This is a genomic window from Candidatus Hydrogenosomobacter endosymbioticus, from assembly GCF_021654655.1.
Taxonomy (GTDB): domain Bacteria; phylum Pseudomonadota; class Alphaproteobacteria; order Holosporales; family GW7; genus Hydrogenosomobacter; species Hydrogenosomobacter endosymbioticus.
Genome location: NZ_AP025225.1, coordinates 335,974 through 353,781, shown reverse-complemented (window position 1 = coordinate 353,781; position 17,808 = coordinate 335,974). Strand labels below are relative to the sequence as shown.

Annotated in this window: 14 protein-coding genes; 10 read left to right on the top strand and 4 right to left on the bottom strand. The window is 41.4% G+C overall.

Translation table 11 applies throughout. From position 1 onward, the window contains the following. Window positions 1–133 precede the first annotated feature (133 nt). Window positions 134–1,057 (bottom strand): hypothetical protein, encoded by a 924-nt coding sequence (locus HYD_RS01625; protein WP_236865686.1) that lies wholly within the window; start codon window positions 1,055–1,057, stop codon window positions 134–136. A 188-nt stretch (window positions 1,058–1,245) separates the two neighbouring features. Here HYD_RS01625 and HYD_RS01620 point away from each other — a divergent pair, with 188 nt between their 5' ends. The 10 genes from HYD_RS01620 (at window position 1,246) to HYD_RS01575 (ending at window position 13,873) form a co-directional block, all read left to right on the top strand. Then, window positions 1,246–1,860, top strand: coding sequence for a peptidoglycan L,D-endopeptidase MepK (locus HYD_RS01620; RefSeq protein WP_236865684.1), 615 nt, complete (start codon window positions 1,246–1,248; stop codon window positions 1,858–1,860). A gap of 147 nt (window positions 1,861–2,007) precedes the next feature. Then, on the top strand, window positions 2,008–3,957 hold the full coding sequence (ftsH, locus tag HYD_RS01615) for an ATP-dependent zinc metalloprotease FtsH (protein ID WP_419469455.1): 1,950 nt from the start codon (window positions 2,008–2,010) through the stop codon (window positions 3,955–3,957). A 287-nt stretch (window positions 3,958–4,244) separates the two neighbouring features. Continuing rightward, the gene (gene dapE, locus HYD_RS01610; protein WP_236865682.1) at window positions 4,245–5,456 is read left to right on the top strand and encodes a succinyl-diaminopimelate desuccinylase; all 1,212 of its coding nucleotides are present in this window, start codon (window positions 4,245–4,247) and stop codon (window positions 5,454–5,456) included. A 170-nt stretch (window positions 5,457–5,626) separates the two neighbouring features. Further along, window positions 5,627–6,094 (top strand): hypothetical protein, encoded by a 468-nt coding sequence (locus HYD_RS01605; RefSeq protein ID WP_236865672.1) that lies wholly within the window; start codon window positions 5,627–5,629, stop codon window positions 6,092–6,094. Beyond that, a complete protein-coding gene (locus tag HYD_RS01600) occupies window positions 6,081–7,052 on the top strand; it encodes a hypothetical protein (protein ID WP_236865671.1) in 972 nt (323 codons plus the stop codon). The genes HYD_RS01605 and HYD_RS01600 overlap by 14 nt, the downstream gene beginning before the upstream one ends. Before the next feature lie 248 nt (window positions 7,053–7,300). Next, entirely contained in the window at window positions 7,301–9,376 is a 2,076-nt protein-coding gene (gene fusA / locus HYD_RS01595; protein ID WP_236865670.1) for an elongation factor G, read from the top strand. Between the two features lie 289 nt (window positions 9,377–9,665). After that, a complete protein-coding gene (locus HYD_RS01590; RefSeq protein ID WP_236865668.1) occupies window positions 9,666–10,130 on the top strand; it encodes a hypothetical protein in 465 nt (154 codons plus the stop codon). 119 nt (window positions 10,131–10,249) lie between these two features. After that, window positions 10,250–11,035, top strand: coding sequence for a hypothetical protein (locus tag HYD_RS01585; RefSeq protein ID WP_236865667.1), 786 nt, complete (start codon window positions 10,250–10,252; stop codon window positions 11,033–11,035). A gap of 379 nt (window positions 11,036–11,414) precedes the next feature. Next, window positions 11,415–12,806: an acetyl-CoA carboxylase biotin carboxylase subunit gene (gene accC / locus HYD_RS01580; RefSeq protein WP_236865666.1), complete on the top strand. Its 1,392-nt coding sequence runs from the start codon at window positions 11,415–11,417 to the stop codon at window positions 12,804–12,806. Window positions 12,807–12,916: 110 nt separating this feature from the next. After that, complete coding sequence (locus HYD_RS01575; protein ID WP_236865665.1) at window positions 12,917–13,873, top strand: RluA family pseudouridine synthase; 957 nt, start codon at window positions 12,917–12,919, stop codon at window positions 13,871–13,873. Between the two features lie 209 nt (window positions 13,874–14,082). On the opposite strand, the gene HYD_RS01570 is transcribed toward HYD_RS01575, so the two are convergent. The 3 genes from HYD_RS01570 to argS form a co-directional block, all read right to left on the bottom strand. Next, entirely contained in the window at window positions 14,083–14,523 is a 441-nt protein-coding gene (locus HYD_RS01570; RefSeq protein ID WP_236865663.1) for a Dps family protein, read from the bottom strand. Window positions 14,524–14,697: 174 nt separating this feature from the next. Next, entirely contained in the window at window positions 14,698–15,921 is a 1,224-nt protein-coding gene (locus HYD_RS01565; protein WP_236865661.1) for an aminotransferase class V-fold PLP-dependent enzyme, read from the bottom strand. Window positions 15,922–16,015: 94 nt separating this feature from the next. Beyond that, complete coding sequence (gene argS / locus HYD_RS01560) at window positions 16,016–17,785, bottom strand: arginine--tRNA ligase (protein WP_236865659.1); 1,770 nt, start codon at window positions 17,783–17,785, stop codon at window positions 16,016–16,018. Between the last annotated feature and the right edge of the window lie 23 nt (window positions 17,786–17,808).

The window sequence follows — 17,808 nt, the reverse complement described above, 5'->3', positions numbered from 1 at the left end:
TATGTGGAGCTGACATAGGTAAACACATGGTAGGAGTGTGCTCGCGGCGAACAGCGCAACCCCACGTCTGACGTGTGGTGGGATATAGAACTGAACCACTATATCCCACCCATCCCATAGGCAAACGGGGAGCCTATTCAATTTCTGATTTTTGTCCCACATCGTGGTCGAAATTTTGTGTACTTTTTCTGTGATTGATCTTTATGCCGCGAAGATCATCGCTCGCTTTTCTAGATAGAACTTTTGCTTTCCTGCGGCTATAAGCTCTGTCCACTTTTTTAGAGTCCGATCCGCTATTAGCGCCATTTTTCTTAGCATTGCTCAGTCTTTTTTCATATTTCTCTGCTATTTTTGGAGAGTATTGGCCAAGAAAATTCCCTAAATGCCCTAGGGTCGTTATCTTCTTGCTTATTTTCGGAGATACAGTCTCGCAAAACCGTATAAGAGCCTCGTCTGATTCCAATCCTTCTACAAGTTTGAAGTTGTTGAATAGTTCGTTTGTCCACTTAACATAAGAGTTGTATTCTTTATACGATATACGACTTTTTTCTTCTGCCTTAGTGCTTTTGTCTTCCAATGTTTTATTGCTAAAAAACGCTCCGAAAAACTCTCCGACGCTTCCATATTCTTTATGCGTGAGGTTAAAGAATTTTCCCAGCTCTTTTTTAAGCTCTTGGCCTGGTACAAACTGTTCAAGGTCTAGCTTGAACTCTATAGAGCTATATCCGCTGTTAACACCTCCTCTGAAAAGAGAAAATGCATCAGCAAGGGACTGAAGATATTCGTCAGCAGATTTAGCAGACCTATCACAGAAAAATATCTGCTCTTTTTGTTTACACTTTTTTGCATACAGTGCAGCTCTAAGCGCCCTTGTTTTCTGACATTTTCTTTCTATTTTATCCCTATCTGGAGATTTTTTCTTCGGTCTGTGAGCGCGACCTTTTTTGTTCTCCTTTATACCGAAAAGTTTTTTCCAAAAGCTGCGGGCCTCCGCCTTCCCATCATCCAAAAAAAGCATGCAGCAAGCGAATATAAAACCTATAGAAGATCGACTCATAACAAAACTCCATTAAAGGCAACACAGAGTGGAGGGTATACTAAATCACCATTGTATACAAGTCTTCTAGTTACTCATAAAAGAAATAAGCTTATTTAAAAAATAAAAAAGAATTTTCAACAGCATATAACTGAAAAATATTTTTTATCTTTTAAATGGTTAAAAATTTGTCTATTTTAGTTTTTTAAATGATTGAATTTTTAAAAAGTGTGATGAAATTTTTTAAAATTACGTTTTTCATAAGCGTTATATGTATAGAAACAGTTTTTTTAGAAGTAGGGGCCATATGCGCGGTGGAAAAATCCGCTATGGCAATTTGTAAAAACACACGAAAGCGTTCAACAAGAAAAAGAAATACAGAAAAAAAATTATGGCTATATAATATTCATACAAAAGAAGAAATAAAAATTACATTTTGGAAAAACGGAAAATATATCAATTCTTCTATAAAACAACTGAACAGATTTCTTAGAGACCACAGGACTGGCGAACACAAAAAAATAGATATAAGAATATTCGAATTGGTATTCGATATAAAAACCGCGATAAATTACGAAAAACGTATAGAAGTGATATCTGGATACCGGTCTTTGAAAACAAACCACACACTAAATAAACGCTCTTTGGGGGTGGCGAAGAACAGTTATCATATTCTTGGAAAGGCTATAGACATAAGTTTTCCTCGCAGTTATCTGAGGGAAGCGCATCGAGCTGCGTGCAGGCTAGGTCGAGGAGGGGTTGGATTTTATGGAAAGTCTGGGTTCATACATGTTGATGTTAGAGGGTCTCTTGTGTGCTGGTAGGATTGGCGCCGCACCTAGCAAACAAAACTTTAAGCGAATAATGTTAGAATGCAGCAGTTGCAAAAAATATATGGATAAGATAGAATACGCCAATCCTGCGGGTCTTTTTTTTGGCTTATACTGTTGTCTTCAAAATATAGTATGAATATTAGGAATAATGGCAAGAATGTCGCTATCTGGACTATAATCGTCCTGTTGGTGATTTCCGTTTTTAACGTTTTTCATGGCGGAGCTCCAGAGCAGGTGAAGGCCATAGAGTTTTCTGATTTTATATCAAAAGTTAATTCTTCTGATGTGAAAGAAGTTACTATTCGTGGGGAGAGCCTGGTCGGCGAGTATAAGTCTGGCGGGAAGTTTTCCACATATATCCCCTACCAGTATAAAGACCTGATACAAAATCTGATAAACAACAAGGTTTTTATCAAAACGAGACAGCCGGAGTCGCCTGCTCCTTCGCTGCTTCAGGTGTTTTTGACATGGCTTCCGCTTATTCTTCTTGGTGGAATTTGGTTTTTCTTCTTTAGGCCTATGCACAATAGCAATGGAAGGGCTATGGGGTTTGGAAGATCTCGCGCGCAGCTTTCTGACCCCAATAAAAACCCTACTACTTTTTCTGATGTGGAAGGGATAGACGAGGCAAAGCAAGACCTTGAGGAAATAGTAGAATTTTTACGTGATCCGCACAGATTTCAGAAAATTGGTGGCAAGATACCTAGGGGAGTGCTTCTTGTTGGCCCTCCTGGAACGGGAAAGACTCTTTTGGCGAGAGCTGTGTCTGGAGAGGCGCGTGTTCCGTTCTTTTCTATATCTGGATCCGATTTTGTTGAGATGTTTGTTGGTGTTGGAGCAAGCAGAGTTAGGGATTTGTTTGAGCAGGCTAAACGTCAGTCTCCTTGTATAGTTTTTATAGACGAGATAGATGCGGTTGGTCGTAATAGAGGAATCGGGGTCGGCGGAGGTAACGACGAGAGAGAGCAAACCCTGAACCAGCTTCTGGTTGAAATGGATGGATTTAGCTTGAAAGAGCAAGTAATTGTGTTGGCTGCAACGAACAGAGCGGACGTATTGGATCAGGCGCTTTTAAGGCCTGGGAGATTTGATAGGCAGGTGTACGTCGGGCTTCCTGATGTGGGCGGTAGAGAAAAAATACTCCAGCTATATATGAAGAGGATAAAGGCTTCTGATGATGTTTCATGTAGCGTTTTGGCACGCGGAACACCAGGATTTTCTGGGGCAGATCTTGCGAACCTAGTGAACGAAGCAGCGCTTCTTGCGGCGAGAAATAAAAAAAAGATTGTCGGGATGAAGGACTTCGAAGAGAGTAAAGATAAGCTTATTATGGGGCCCAAGAGGAGGTCGTCCACCCTATCTCTAAAGGAAAGGGAAATTGTCGCTGTTCATGAGTCGGGCCATGCAATAGCTGCATTTTTCTCGAAAGAGTCGGATCCAATACATAAGGTGACCATAATCCAGAGGGGGTCTGCTCTTGGAGTTGTTATAAGGATCCCAGAGAGGGACCATTCTTCTGTTTCTAAAAACAAGCTTTGGGACGATATAGTGGTAGCTATGGCAGGAAGAGCGGCGGAAGAGGCTTTTTTTGGAGAGGGCAATATCACTACCGGTGCTGCGTCAGATTTTAGAATGGCCACTAGAATTGCTAATAAAATGGTAAGAGAATGGGGAATGAGCGCCCTTTCTCTTGTGGCATACGGTGGAGGAGCCGATGCCGATATGTACAATCCGTTTGCTAAGTCAGAGAAAATATCAGAGGAGATGATGAGCAAAATAGACAAAGAGGTGGAAAAGATAGTTACAGAATCTTACGCCAAAGCGAAAGGGCTAATAGAGACATACAGGGATAAGGTACGCGCTCTTGCTGATAGCCTTCTTGTCTATGAGACTCTCAGTGGCGAGCAAGTGAAGGAGATAATATCGATGGGCAGTTTATCGTCTGTACCCGGCGCTGCTGAATGCAAACCGAAAAAGAAAAAAGCGGCTCGCGCGGTAAGAAATAATGAAGGCAGCGAATCTAAATCTTCTGAAACTCCTTCCCCGCGTCCTACGAGCACTGCGTCGCCTCAACTTCAAGAAGGTTGATATATCAAAAGTGGGTACGGTTTCGATCTACCGCTCATCTGATGATATATGTGTCTAGCTTCTAGAGATTTGCAGAGTCTCTTCCGGCGTTAGCTGAGTTTGATTTTTACAACTTGATTACGATTATGTATAAGTGGCAATGGTTTTGGAGCTCGTTTTAACCGTGAGCGTCGATCTATTTTAAATCACGAATCCGAGTCGAACACCGCGTCATTTGCGTTTTAGCATTCACATGAGAATTATGGATGTGTAGTATGATGTGAAATCTGCGATATTCGTATAAAAAAGTGATTATTATCGATAGGTGCCCAGTTAAGTCTGCTGTATCGCTTCTATCTTACAAAAGCATTACGCCAAATGACGATGGCGCAATATCTGACATCGCTCACGACCTGAGGTTGCTTGGGTTTTGGTGCGCAGAAAAAAATATTGAGGACACTGCAAATTTGTATGCATATAGGTCGTATGCTTTAAGAAAGAGCAAATCGTGCTATAGCAAACCAAACATTCGCCACATATGTTTTGTTGGACATGTTGACGTCGTGCCTCCTGGCGATTTGTCTATGTGGAAATTTGATCCATTCACCCCAACCGTGGATAACGGGGTTTTGTATGCGCGCGGAGCGGTTGATATGAAGGGGGCTATAGCAGCTTTTCTATCTGCGGTATGCGAGCTAGAAGATAGAGGTTTTGGTTGCTGCGAACATTCTGAGACAGACGAAGGAAGTGGAGAGGAAAAGCTTATGGTAAGCATACTGCTTACAAGCGATGAGGAGGGAACAGGGACTAATGGCATAAAGCAGATGGTTGGTTGGCTGCAGAAAAACAACTACATACCTGACTTTTTTCTTATAGGAGAGCCGACAGGAGGTATTTTTGGAGAATGTGTGAATGTGGGACGAAGAGGAAGCGTATGCGCAGAGCTTGTGTGCAGAGGCGTGCAAGGACACATAGCATACCCACACCTTTTTGATAATCCGATTTCTCGAATGCTTGATTGTTTGCGAAAGCTGTGTTCTATTGACTTTGATTGCGGACTTACTTTTCCAGAGTTTCAGAAAAGCAGGCTTGAAGTTACGTCTATAGACGTTGGAAACAATGCTGTCAATGTTACTCCAGAGAAGGTTTTTGCACGATTTGGTGTCCGATTTAATCCGCTTCATACATGCGATTCTATATGTGACGCGATATCTTCTGTGTGTGCGGAATTGGCTGGAGATCATGTTTTATCATTTCATAAAAGTGGCGAAGCATTTTTTACAAATGATGCTGGATTGATAGGTTTCGTGAAATCATCTGTTGGAAAAATTACGTGTATGCCGCGAGAATCGACAGATGGTGGAACGACAGATGGGAGATTTTTATCTGTATTAGCTCCTGTCATAGAGTTCGGCCTCCCAGAGACTACCATGCATAAGGTAAACGAATGCGTTTCTGTACTAGATATAGAAATGTTAAAAAAAGTATATCTGGGGATGCTTGAGGAGCTTGTTGGCTAGCAACGTTTTTCAGATTTTATATGGTATTTGTAAGCATAGCATGTCCTTCTGTGTGTGGTTGATGTGCGGTTCAGTAACTAACGAGAAAATGGATGGTTTAGGAGCAGGATTCACTCGTTTTTAAGTGGGGGAGGAGTATTATTTGTATGCGCAATAGCAATTTCATGTAAATGCAGGTTTTTTCTACGCCAAATATTGTCATAAGAATGTATATATCGTATTTGTTCATGGTTATTGTCTCTATGTGCATATTAATTGTTAACGAATCTCGATTTTTCGCTGAGGCAGTTATAGATTGTGTCGTACCAGAGTTTTCAGAAGAATATATACAAAGTCCTGAATTAAGAAACGGAGCCGTATTTAGCGACGCTTCTCTTTATAAAACATGGTTTAGGAACAAGTTTAACAGAAATCCTGAATTCGAAAGCGCTGGTGGAGAGATGTTTGCAATGGAGTTTTACAGGTCCAGGGCGCTGACGTCGTTGCGCGAAGAGGCAAAAATAAGAATTTTGGTGTCTTTTTTGGATATTGCCGTTTTTGTATTTGCGCTAGTTTTGCATGCGTTTATGTATAAAAGAATTCGGAATTCTATGGTTGCTGAAGAAGTTGTTGGAGGTGTGTTCGATGAGTATAACTAGGGCTAGCTTTTCTGCGCAGAGAAAAAACAACCCTGTGAGTCTTTCTAAAGCAACAGCATTTAGCTTTATTCTGATGATCATGTATGTATCTGGAGTTGGAAGCTGTTTTTTTGCAATAAATCTTATAAATAAGTCAATAGATTCTATATTCAAAACAAGACCAGAAATATATTCGCAGACATATAATTCAAAAATTCCTTGCGTTGCTATGTTGCCAACCGAATGCGGAAGGTTTAGAGGCGAGGAAGATAGCGGTTCTAGAGAGCAAGCCGGCGAACCAGTGGACGATTGGGAACTGATAGATAGCGTCGCTCCGTTTTACGATGGGCGAAATTTTAGCTTTGCGCTTGTTGGAAGAAGCTGTGGCACGGTGTCTCCAAAGAATTTTGTTATGGATTTTGCGCTCTCGTCAGTAGTTTTTTTTATTTTATATGTTTTTTGTATGATTATTGTGAGAAGAAATAAGTCTAAAAACAAAATCTCCAGCAACTATTTTAGAAAGAAAAAAGCTGCATTTTTGCTATTATTTTCGATATTTGGGACAACGTGCGTGGCAGCCAACTTCATAGACTTTTTTAAAATTTATTTTATGGAAAATTCAATAGCGCGTCCGTTTATGCTATACAATTTTCCGGACAACTATAATGACTCAAGAGTTATTGATAAAAATTTCATAACTAGAATGTTTAAAAGCGACGATGACTATTTGTCGTGGTGTGGGATGTTTGTTGGCGGAGCTTCTTTGTATAACAAGGAAGGGGTCGGTTTTTTTTCAACTCCTGTTGATAGATATGAAGTGTCAAAAGCTAGAAAAAGAGATCTTTTTTCGCTTGAAATTGCAGACTATGCTATAATAAACCGGTTACTTATAAAAATAGTTATTAGTTTTTGTATGGTAACGGCCTCAATAGCAATATGTGGGATTGTATATAGAGCTCTTGGCGGTGGTCGATCTTGATTCTAAAACAACTATTCTACCAAGCATGATAATTGCTAATAGGTCATGCTAATAAATACTGTGAAAATTGTATGGTTTTTATAACTTTTTGCCATGCGATATTTTGAGCTAGTGTGTGCTAATGTGAAAAGATACGTGTATTGTGGAATAGTTGAGCAACAGGTTTATTAGTGTGTTTTTTCATCTTATATGGTATGTTACCAGAGTTACTGTTATGAAATGTTAAGTAAGTAAGAAAGGAAAAAATTATGAGTCAGGAAGTGCCTTTAAATAGATATAGAAACATAGGAATTATGGCGCACATAGATGCTGGAAAGACCACGACTACAGAGCGCGTTTTGTATTACACTGGACGGACTCATAAGATTGGAGAAGTGCATGAAGGTACTGCGATAATGGACTGGATGGTGCAGGAGCAAGAGCGAGGAATTACTATCACGTCTGCTGCAACCACTTGTTTTTGGTCAGATCATAGGATCAACATTATAGATACCCCAGGGCACGTCGACTTTACCATAGAAGTTGAGAGGTCTCTTCGTGTGTTGGACGGTGCTGTTACCGTATTTGACGGAGTCGCGGGCGTTGAGCCTCAATCAGAAACTGTGTGGCGCCAGGCTGACAAATATAAAGTTCCTAGAATATGTTTCGTGAACAAGATGGACCGTATGGGTGCGAGCTTTTCGCGCTGTGTGAAAATGATTAGAGATAGGCTTGGATGCACTCCTGTTGTTCTTCAGCTTCCAATTGGAGCGGAGAGCGATTTTGTAGGAATAGTTGATCTCGTCGAGATGAAAGCTCTGCGTTGGCATGACGATAGTTTAGGAGCTAAATTTTCCATAGAAGACATCCCGACCAATATGGTTGAAGAGGCTAAGGAGAAGCACCATGAAATGATTGATGCTATAGCAGACCAGGATGATTCTGTGATGGAGAAGTATTTGTCTGGAAAAACTCTTGATGTTTCTGACATAAAAAGGTGTATTCGAGCTGGAACGCTGAAATTTGCGTTTGTTCCTGTTATTTGCGGATCTGCGTTTAAGAACAAAGGCGTTCAGCCTATGTTAGATGCTGTCATAGACTATCTTCCATCACCGCTTGATATTCCTCCTGTTCAAGGAATAATTCCGGGAAGCGAAGAAGAGTCCGCAGTTCGTGAAACTAGTGCTAGCGCTCCATTTTCTGGGTTGGCGTTTAAAGTTGCAACAGACCCGTTTGTAGGCTCTCTCACTTATATGCGTATATATTCTGGTACTGTGCGCTCGGGAGAAAGTGTTCTGAATTCCGTTAAGGGCAAGAAAGAGCGAATTGGTCGCATGCTTCAGATGCACGCGAACTCTCGCGAAGACATAAAAGAAGCTCGAGCTGGAGACATAGTAGCTCTCGCAGGGCTTAAGGAGACCACAACTGGAGATACTTTGTGTGATCAGAGCAAGCCTATCATATTAGAGCGTATGGAGTTTCCTGACCCTGTTATATCTGTTGCGGTCGAGCCTAAAACGAAGGCTGACCAAGAGAAGATGGGAGTATCATTGTCTCGCTTGGCAGCAGAAGACCCATCTTTCAGGTATTCTAGCGATCACGAAACAGGGCAGACTATCATAGAAGGTATGGGAGAGCTTCACCTGGAGATTATTGTCGACAGGATGAAGCGCGAATTTAAGGTTGAGGCTACTGTAGGCGCTCCACAGGTTGCGTATAGAGAGACCATTACTAAGAAGCACGAGATAAACTATGTTCATAAAAAGCAAACGGGTGGTGCTGGCCAATTTGCGCACATAAAGCTTATATTTGAGCCTCTTCCTCCAGGAAGCGGATTTGTGTTTGTAAACAAAATTGTCGGAGGCGCGGTTCCTAAAGAGTATATCCCGTCTGTGCAAAAAGGGCTCGAGCTCGCAAAGGAGACAGGAGTTCTTGTTGGCGCTCCTGTTATAGATTTTCAAGCTACCCTTATTGATGGATCATACCACGATGTAGACTCGAGCTCTATGGCGTTCGAAATTGCTGCTAAGGCTGCGTTTAGAGAGGGAATCCCAAGCGCTGGCCCTCGTATATTAGAGCCGATAATGAGTGTTGAGGTTGTTACTCCAGAGGAGTATATGGGAGATGTTATCGGAGATATAAACAGTCGCCGCGGGCGTATTACAGAAATGGATCAGCAAGCGAACGCTAAGCTGATACGAGCTGCAACTCCTCTTGCTACGATGTTTGGATATATCAACAACCTGCGTTCTCTCACGCAGGGGCGCGCAACGTATTCTATGCAGTTTTCGCAGTATGAGCAGGTTCCCTCTGCAGTAGCAGAAAAGTTAGCCTCTGGGAAATAGTGGCAGAGGCGCGCTCGTGGCGCGGAAGCAGTTCAAGGATTAGCGGCGGCATTTACTGTTATTAATATCTGAGCCGCCACTTTTTGTGACGGCTCTTTTTTGCTTTGCGAGTGAAAATTAAACTAATCGATTGATTTGGTGTACGCAAGGAATTCCGTAAACTATTATTCTTATTGCGCTAGGCTTTGGCGTAGTGCGCAGTTTATATTAGAGCAATCGTTAATAATTAATATTGACTTTTTTATTAACGCGCCTACAATGAAGGAGGGCCCTCATGTTGGAGACTAAAATGAAGAGCAAAATAATATTTTATGGTAGCCTTGTGTTTTGTTGTGCCGTTATTTATGGGAGTGATTGTTTTGCAGCTCCAAAACCGATCCATAAGAAAACGAATATTTGCAATAATGTTGGCAATAAAGTTAATGTTGCGCAAAGTAAGCAGCAGGCACCCGTTTCTCTTGAAAAAGCCAAGCAACATCAAATTAATATAATTAATAAGGGCGTGAAAAGTCTTTCGAAGAAGGTGAATAAATTGCTTAAAGATCTCAGCGAAGCGCAGAAGACCGGTGAAATTTTGCATCTATCTGAGAAAATACGACATTGTCTAGAGGCGTTGAAGAAGGATCCGATGTCTGATATGAAGGATTTAAAAAGCGACTATGATAAGCTCGAGAAATTATGCGTTGGAATTAAGGCAATTGCAGAAGGTAACGAAGAAGACTTGTCTGATAGCGAGAATGAACAAGGCAAGTAATTTATTCATTAGCGAGAAGGGTTTTAATTTATGAATCTGCGCTCTAATCTTGGCGAGTAATAAATAGTAAACAAATTTTAGATATAATTATATAGTAACAATATTAACATACTATATAAATGAAGAAAAAGTTTGTTTTACTACGAGCGTATGCCGCAATCAGTTTTCTAGCAGGAATTGTAGAAGGTGATTTGTGTTTTGCTGGGCCGAAGAAGCAGGATAAGCAGAGCAAAGATAATCAGGAACAGGTTCCGAATTATAGCGAGCATTTAGACGTAGATGGTGTTGATGCTTCTAGCAATGTTGCTGAATTCAGTGATAATGAACCTAATTTGAGCGAAATAGACGGTGACTTCAATGTAAACGATCCAGTCCATATTGATTTTTCAGATAATTTGGAATTTAACAGCGAAAAAAGTACTCAGCCGTCTAGTAATGTTGGCGACGATGACATGTTAAAGGCGCAGGAAGATCTTGCCGCCTTGCAAAAGCTCGAACAGCAGCAACACGATGTTCAGCAACAACAATATCCTCATCAGCAACAGCAGGAAGCAAGGCCTCTTAAAGTGATAGGAAAAAAAGCAGAACTTCATCAACGCGATGTTCAGCAACAACAATATCCTTATCAGCAACAGCAGGAAGCGAGGCCTCTTAAAGTGATAGGAAAAAAAGCAGAACAGCAGCAACACGATGTTCAGCAACAACAATATCCTCATCAGCAACAGCAGGAAGCGAGGCCTCTTAAAGTGATAGGAAAAAAAGCAGAACTTCATCAACGAGGGCTACAAGATTCAATAACAGGAGAAGAATTACAGATAATTCGCGACCTGGAGAACCAATCTAAAAACCAGTCTAAAGGCGAAGAAAAACCAGAAGAAGAGAAAAAAGCTCAATATGATGGATAACACCTTCAATTAACTGTTTCTGATCCAGGTATGGGAGCGGTAGTTTTCGAACGTAGATGACAGCGCGCTCCATATCTTCACGGCAAGGTTAACGAGACCTATTTTATAACTTATTTATGAAAGATATGCAGTGCAGTCAACCATTATAAAATCACAGCATTCTAGAGGAATTTGCAGGCACCGAAATTAAAGCGCAAGCATTAAAAACGCCAGAATTGTATGGTCGAAAGAAGCTTGATGCAATATCATTTTTTGCAAACCGGCAGTGTGATTATTCGTAGCTGGAGATTGGTGTGGCTCTTATGTTTATGACGCGGTTTCTCGTTTTGCGAAAAATATAGTAGCATTTCCACAGATGAATTGTTTGTTTCGAGAATTTATGTTTTCAAAAATATTAATTGCCAATAGGGGAGAAATTGCACTAAGGATTTTGCGTGCGTGCAAGGAGATGGGGATAAGCACTGTCGCCGTTCATTCTACAGCAGATTCTGACGCAATGCATGTTAAGCTGGCTGATGAAAGTGTATGCATAGGGCCAAGCTTATCATGCGACAGTTACCTTAACATCCCAGCGATTATTTCTGCTGCAGAGGTGTCTGGTGCGGAGGCTATTCACCCAGGTGTTGGATTTTTGTCAGAAAATAGTTATTTCGCAAACGTTGTTCGTGATCACAAGATGGTGTTTATAGGCCCATCATCAGAGCATATGGACGTAATGGGGAATAAGGTGAGCGCTCGCGAAAAAGCGATAGAGCTGGGATTTGATGTGATCTCTGGGTCATTGGGTATTGTTTCGTCGGAAAAAGATGCTGCTGGTATAGCGAAAGAAATAGGGTTTCCTGTTCTGATAAAGGCGAGGTCTGGCGGAGGCGGCAAGGGTATGCGAGTTGTTCGTTCTCTCGACGAGCTGAAAGAGAATTTCGAAATCGCAAAATCTGAAGCTGAGGCAAGTTTTGGCGACGACGGTGTTTATATTGAGAGGTTTTTATCAAAGCCAAGGCATATAGAGCTTCAAATGCTTGGCGATACGCACGGGAATATGGTGTGCCTTGGAGACAGAGATTGTTCTCTGCAGAAAAAGCATCAGAAGGTGTTTGAGGAATCTCCAAGCCCAGCGCTCTCTAGAGATGAAAGAGAGTATATATTTGAAAAAGCGATATCTGCGATGAAGGACTTCGGTTACTATAGCGCAGGAACGCTGGAATTTCTTTATGAGGATGGAAAATTTTATTTCATAGAAATGAATACAAGAATTCAGGTCGAGCATCCAATAACAGAGATGATAACTGGAATTGATATTGTAAAAGAGCAAATACGAATAGCTAGCGGTGGAAAGCTGGGATTTTCACAAAAAGACGTAAGGTTTAGAGGGCATGCTATGGAATGTAGAATAAACGCTGAGGATCCGATGACGTTCCTTCCGCAGCCTGGAAAAATCATAGATTATCTTGCTCCTGGCGGGCCTAATGTAAGAGTGGACAGCTTTATATTTTCCGGGTATACAATTCCTCCGTATTACGACAGCCTAATAGCTAAGCTAATAACTTATGGCAATACAAGGGAAGAATGTCTTATGACTATGAAGCGCGCGTTAGATGAGTATGTTATTACTGGGGTGAAGACTCTCATCCCGCTTCATCAGCGCCTGGCGTTGAACGAGGGTATAGTCAGCGGGAGCTATGATACCAATTGGCTAGATGGGTTTATATTTTCTTTGCAATGTCCTCCTGAGTGTTCATCGCATTGGTGTAGCTTGAATAAAGCTATATAAACAGGAGATAGGAGAGCTTATTTTATTTACGATGAAAGATTAATTTTAAAGAAGTTTATTTTGGATTATTGCAATAGCGTTGAATTTACAGGTATTTGAGGTTGTTTTTCATGAAGATTATGGAATTTTTTATGGAGGATGAGCGAGCCCCTGTTCGTGTGGACATTTTTCTTCACGGAGCTGCTCCTGAAGTTAGCAGGTCGAGAATTCAGAGCCTTATAAAATCTGGAAATGTCTGTGTTTGTGGAAATGTTATAGCTGAATGTGACTATAGGGTTAGATCGGGTGATGTCATAAAGCTTTTTATCCCTGATCCTGAAAAATGTGGATTAATACCGGAAGAAATTCCCATAGAGGTCGTTTATGAGGATGAGGACGTTCTTATTATTAATAAAGCGGCTGGAATGGTTGTCCATCCAGGAGCTGGTAATATTAGAGGCACTCTGGTGAACGCTCTTCTGTCTCATTGTGGCGAGGCGCTATCTGGAATTTCTGGTGAGCAAAAGCCTGGAATCGTCCACAGACTCGACAAAGAAACAAGCGGTCTTATGGCGGTAGCAAAAAATGATTTTTCCCACACTGAAATATGCAAACAATTTGAGACGAGAGATATAAAGCGCACTTATTGGGCGATCACTATAGGTGTTCCAACAAGGCCAATGGGTGTGATAGAAACTTTTATAGGTCGCCACCATATAAACAGAAAAAAAATGGCGGTGGTTACCGTTGGCGGTAAGCGAGCGGTGACCAATTATAAGGTTATCAAGTCTATAGCTTCGCATAGCATCGTGGAATGTGCGCTGGAGACTGGAAGGACGCATCAGATTAGAGTGCATTTCTCTTACATGAAGACACCTATTCTTGGGGATATTACATACGCTCCGAGAAAAACACACAGCATAGCTACTAAATACGGGGCGAGCATGGAATTGCGGCAAGGTAGACATGCCCTTCACTCTAAAACTTTATCATTCATACACCCAAGAACTAAGAAGCGGTTAGATTTTCAATCTGGTCTTCCGCGAGATATGAGCGATATATGCAGCACTGTGTTTGGCATTGGGTAGAGCTTTTTCGAAATTTATTCATGAAAGAGAAGTTGTGAGATATTAATAGGCATAAAGGTATAGTTTGCGTGACTCATCCTGAAAAAAATCTCATTAAAATCAATTTATTAAGAAAACACGAGACTCAAGCTCCGCAGCTGTATTTATACATATAAAAATCAGCATAGAGCGGAGCGCTAGTGTGCTTCTTTATGAAGAAGTTGTATTTTCTATTTTAACAAGCTGCGAAGTATCCACTCTGCTTTTTTATGCGCTGATATTCGCTCTGAAGCAAACCCTGAAATCGCGAATTCCCTGCATCTCTCTGCCTCTTCATAAACTTCATGCAGAGTTTTTTGTAAGATGTTTTGCCCATCCGCAAGGTCTCTGACCATTTCCATAGCAGAAATCGAGTTCACTCCGTCTTTTATAGATGTTGCGCTTGCAAATTCAGCAAAAGTTCCTGGAGCTTTCTCTCCAAGCATTCTTATAAACTCTGCAACTGAATCTATGGCCTCAGCCAGGTCCCGATATTTTTCTTCAAAAAATGTATGCAGTCCAACGAAATCAGAGCCCTCAACATTCCAGTGGTAATTTTGAGTTTTGATATATAGAGCATAGCTGTCTGCTAGAAGTGTTTTTAATTTTGATGACAAAACAGATTTGTTCATGATTACTCCGTTTGGGATAACGCATGAATTATATAGTATTTTACTCTGTTGTTCGACAAAATATTTGCGCGATAACAGCCGGATATGATGCTGCTGCGGAAGCGACTTTATACTTTAGAGTATAATGAATTACGCATATTTTATACCTTGTAGGCTAGATATCGAGTAGAGATTTTATAATTTTTCAGAACAGAGACCTTTCATTGCTGTGAAGGCGAGTTCGATCCATGGAAGAAGTGACGAAATGTCTTCTGTCTCAACGGTTGGTCCGCACCAGATCCTCAAAGAGGGCGTTCCGCAGAGAGGGTGATTAACTATGTTATGGGCAGCGTTTATATGCGAAAGGCCGAGCTGCATCTCGTTTAGAAATAACCATTGTTTTTCTGTCGTCAATGTGTTGAAATAGCTGTCCGTTATCTTGAGGCATACACAGGATTTTGCTCTGTATCTTTCGTCTTCTACAAGGAACATTACCCACTCTTTTGCTTTTACCCAACTTTCTAGCTCTTTAAAGTTTTGCTCTATTTGCGAAAGCGCGTGTTTTAGTCCTCCTGAATTTTGCGCATACGTTACTGCGTCTATTGCTTCTTCTATACATAAAAGTGACTGCGTGTTTATCATTTCTCCTCGAAATATGCCATCTATAATTGATCCGTCATATGACTTCAGCCTGAATATTTTTGGTATCGGCCATGACGGGGTATACTCTGACAATCGTTTTAGAGCCATGGTGCTGAGAACAAGGACGCCTGTTCCTGCTTCGGCGCCGAATCCTTTTTGAAGAGAAAATCCTGTTGCGTCGAGAAGAGACCAGTCTATTTCAGACGTCATAACAGCAGATGCGGCGTCGCACACCGATATTCCTTTTCTTTTTTCTAAAAATTTCAATGACTCTTTGTTGAGGCTGAGCCCGCTTGTAGTCCCTGTTAATGAAAACAAGATATCGCGAGAGTGGTCGCGGTTGTGTAAATTTTCTATATCCTTCACGCAAAAAGGAGTTACGTCTTGAATTTTGAGCTGCTCTCTCACGTCGAGCTCCCACGTTTTGCTAAACAAGTCCCAGCTGATTGAGTCTATTCCAACTCTTGGTTTGCCTAGGAGGTTCCAAATAGCCGTTTCAATGGCTCCTGTGGATGAAGCGGGTAGGATTGCTATTTTGTGAGACTGTGGAATTTCTAGTATTTCTCTAAGCTTACCTATTAAATCAGCTACTCTTGAAACGCCTATAGGTGATCTGTGCGAGATACCTATCAAATTTTCTTCAAAATACTGAAGACTTTTTTGTAAACTCCACCCTGCATGTTTTACGCATGGTCCCGATGAAAAAAAAGGTCGTTTCGAGCGTTTTAAAGTTGAGCGGCTCAAAATTTTTGTTAATTTTTGAGAAATGTTATCCATAAATCAACCCCATAAGAACAACATACTATCCGTTGTATAAAAATTTTTGAGAAAGAAACAGCCGATGCTAAAAATAATACAGGGAATAGCTGAGTTAAACAATTTCTTCTGCTGGCTCGACGCCGAATATCCTAAGGCCAGACGCGATTACTGAGGCCACAGCATAAACGAACCCAGCATTAGCAAAGGACAGCCTTTCGTCGCTCTGGTTAAGAAAACGCATGGCGGGCTCTGACCGTCCCTGCTGCCATAGTCTGTGAAAGGCGCTTGAAAGTTTATATAGGTAATTAGCGATCTTGTTCAACTCATACGTTTTTGCTGTCTGCTCGATTTGTCTGGGCCAGTCTGCGAGAATTTTTGCGACTGAAATGTGATAGTCCGAGAGGCTGCGGAATTCTATTTTATTTGGATTTATAGTGTGGGCTTCTTCTTTAAATACATTTTTGCCAAACATTTTTTCGAATGAGCGCAGTACGGATCTGCAGCGTGCATGGGCGTACTGCACATAAAACACTGGGTTATCTTTCGACTGTTCTTTCACTTTTTGAAAATCAAATTCCATATGGGTATCGGATTTTTTTGTCAGCATGAAAAAACGGAACACGTCTTTTCCTACGGCATCTGTAACTTCTCGGAGTGTTACAAATGTGCCTGCTCTTTTGGACATTTTCACCGGTGCGCCGTTATCCATGAATGCTACCATTTGGCAAATCAAGACGGCCATGTTTGCGGCTCCATCTGTGACAGCGCATACTCCTGCTTTGGTTTTTCTTACATGGCTTTCGTGGTCGGCTCCCCAAATGTCTATGATATTTTTGAATCCACGACGAAATTTATCCATATGGTATGCGATATCGCCAGCGAAATATGTCCAACTTCCGTCTGGGCGCTGGAGAGCTCGGTCCTGCTCGTCGCCAAAATTTGAAGACCTAAACAGGAGAAGCTTTTCCTCGCTCCAATTTTCGTCTTCTATCCCTTTTGGTTTTGGCAGAGCGCCTTCATATACAAGTCCTTTACTTTTTAGATTTTCTGCCGCTTCTTCAACGGTAGACATTTGGATATCAGGTTTTTTTTGGTGGAGGCGGCTTTCATATGAAAACAAATCGTGGTTTATTCCTAGTTCGCGTAAATCTTCTTTTATTTTTAGAAGTAAAATCTCAACAGACATTTTCTGGAACTCGGAAAGCCACTCTTCCTGCGGACTATTGACCCATTTTTTATCACAACTAGCTATGATTTCTTTTGCTACATCTTTTAGATAGTCTCCAGGGTACATTCCATCTGGAATTTCCGCATCGTGGTTTTCCAGTAGAGCTTTATAATGCAGGTATACTGTGCGCGCCAAAATTTCTACTTGATTTCCGGCATCGTTTACGTAGTATTCTCGTGTGACGTCAAATCCTGCAAATTCAAGGAGGTTTGCTAGCGAGTCGCCAATGACAGCTCCTCGGCCGTGCCCAGCGTGTAATGGTCCTGTTGGGTTTGCTGACACATACTCGATGTTTATCTTAGCGCCGCCTCCTATATCTGACTTTCCATACTCGCATCTATCCTTAAGCACTTCTATGACAACGTCGCTCCATATCTCTTTCGCTAGTGTTATATTCACAAATCCAGCTCCAACGGCAGACGCGCTTTTAACAGTTGAAAGATTCGACAGTCTTAAGGCTATCGCAGAAGCAATATCTATGGGCTTTTTCCGTACAGTTTTGGCTATGACAAACGCTATGTTGGTTGTGAGGTCTCCATTGCTTTCGTCATCGGGAGGTATTACAGATACGTCGCCGTCGTAACCTTTGCATAAGCCAGAAATTTCTTCAATTATCGCATCCTTTATGTCTTTTATCGCTTCAATGTATAGCATGTTGACACTGCCAATAGGGCCGC

Excerpts from the sequence above, each read along its gene's own strand:
- HYD_RS01625 (WP_236865686.1), bottom strand. The coding sequence starts at position 1,057 with ATGAGTCGATCTTCTATAGGTTTTATATTCGCTTGCTGCATGCTTTTT.
- HYD_RS01620 (WP_236865684.1), top strand. The coding sequence starts at position 1,246 with ATGATTGAATTTTTAAAAAGTGTGATGAAATTTTTTAAAATTACGTTT.
- HYD_RS01605 (WP_236865672.1), top strand. The coding sequence starts at position 5,627 with ATGCAGGTTTTTTCTACGCCAAATATTGTCATAAGAATGTATATATCG.
- HYD_RS01600 (WP_236865671.1), top strand. The coding sequence starts at position 6,081 with ATGAGTATAACTAGGGCTAGCTTTTCTGCGCAGAGAAAAAACAACCCT.
- fusA (WP_236865670.1), top strand. The coding sequence starts at position 7,301 with ATGAGTCAGGAAGTGCCTTTAAATAGATATAGAAACATAGGAATTATG.
- HYD_RS01590 (WP_236865668.1), top strand. The coding sequence starts at position 9,666 with ATGAAGAGCAAAATAATATTTTATGGTAGCCTTGTGTTTTGTTGTGCC.
- HYD_RS01585 (WP_236865667.1), top strand. The coding sequence starts at position 10,250 with ATGAAGAAAAAGTTTGTTTTACTACGAGCGTATGCCGCAATCAGTTTT.
- accC (WP_236865666.1), top strand. The coding sequence starts at position 11,415 with ATGTTTTCAAAAATATTAATTGCCAATAGGGGAGAAATTGCACTAAGG.
- HYD_RS01575 (WP_236865665.1), top strand. The coding sequence starts at position 12,917 with ATGAAGATTATGGAATTTTTTATGGAGGATGAGCGAGCCCCTGTTCGT.
- HYD_RS01570 (WP_236865663.1), bottom strand. The coding sequence starts at position 14,523 with ATGAACAAATCTGTTTTGTCATCAAAATTAAAAACACTTCTAGCAGAC.
- HYD_RS01565 (WP_236865661.1), bottom strand. The coding sequence starts at position 15,921 with ATGGATAACATTTCTCAAAAATTAACAAAAATTTTGAGCCGCTCAACT.
- argS (WP_236865659.1), bottom strand. The coding sequence starts at position 17,785 with ATGCTATACATTGAAGCGATAAAAGACATAAAGGATGCGATAATTGAA.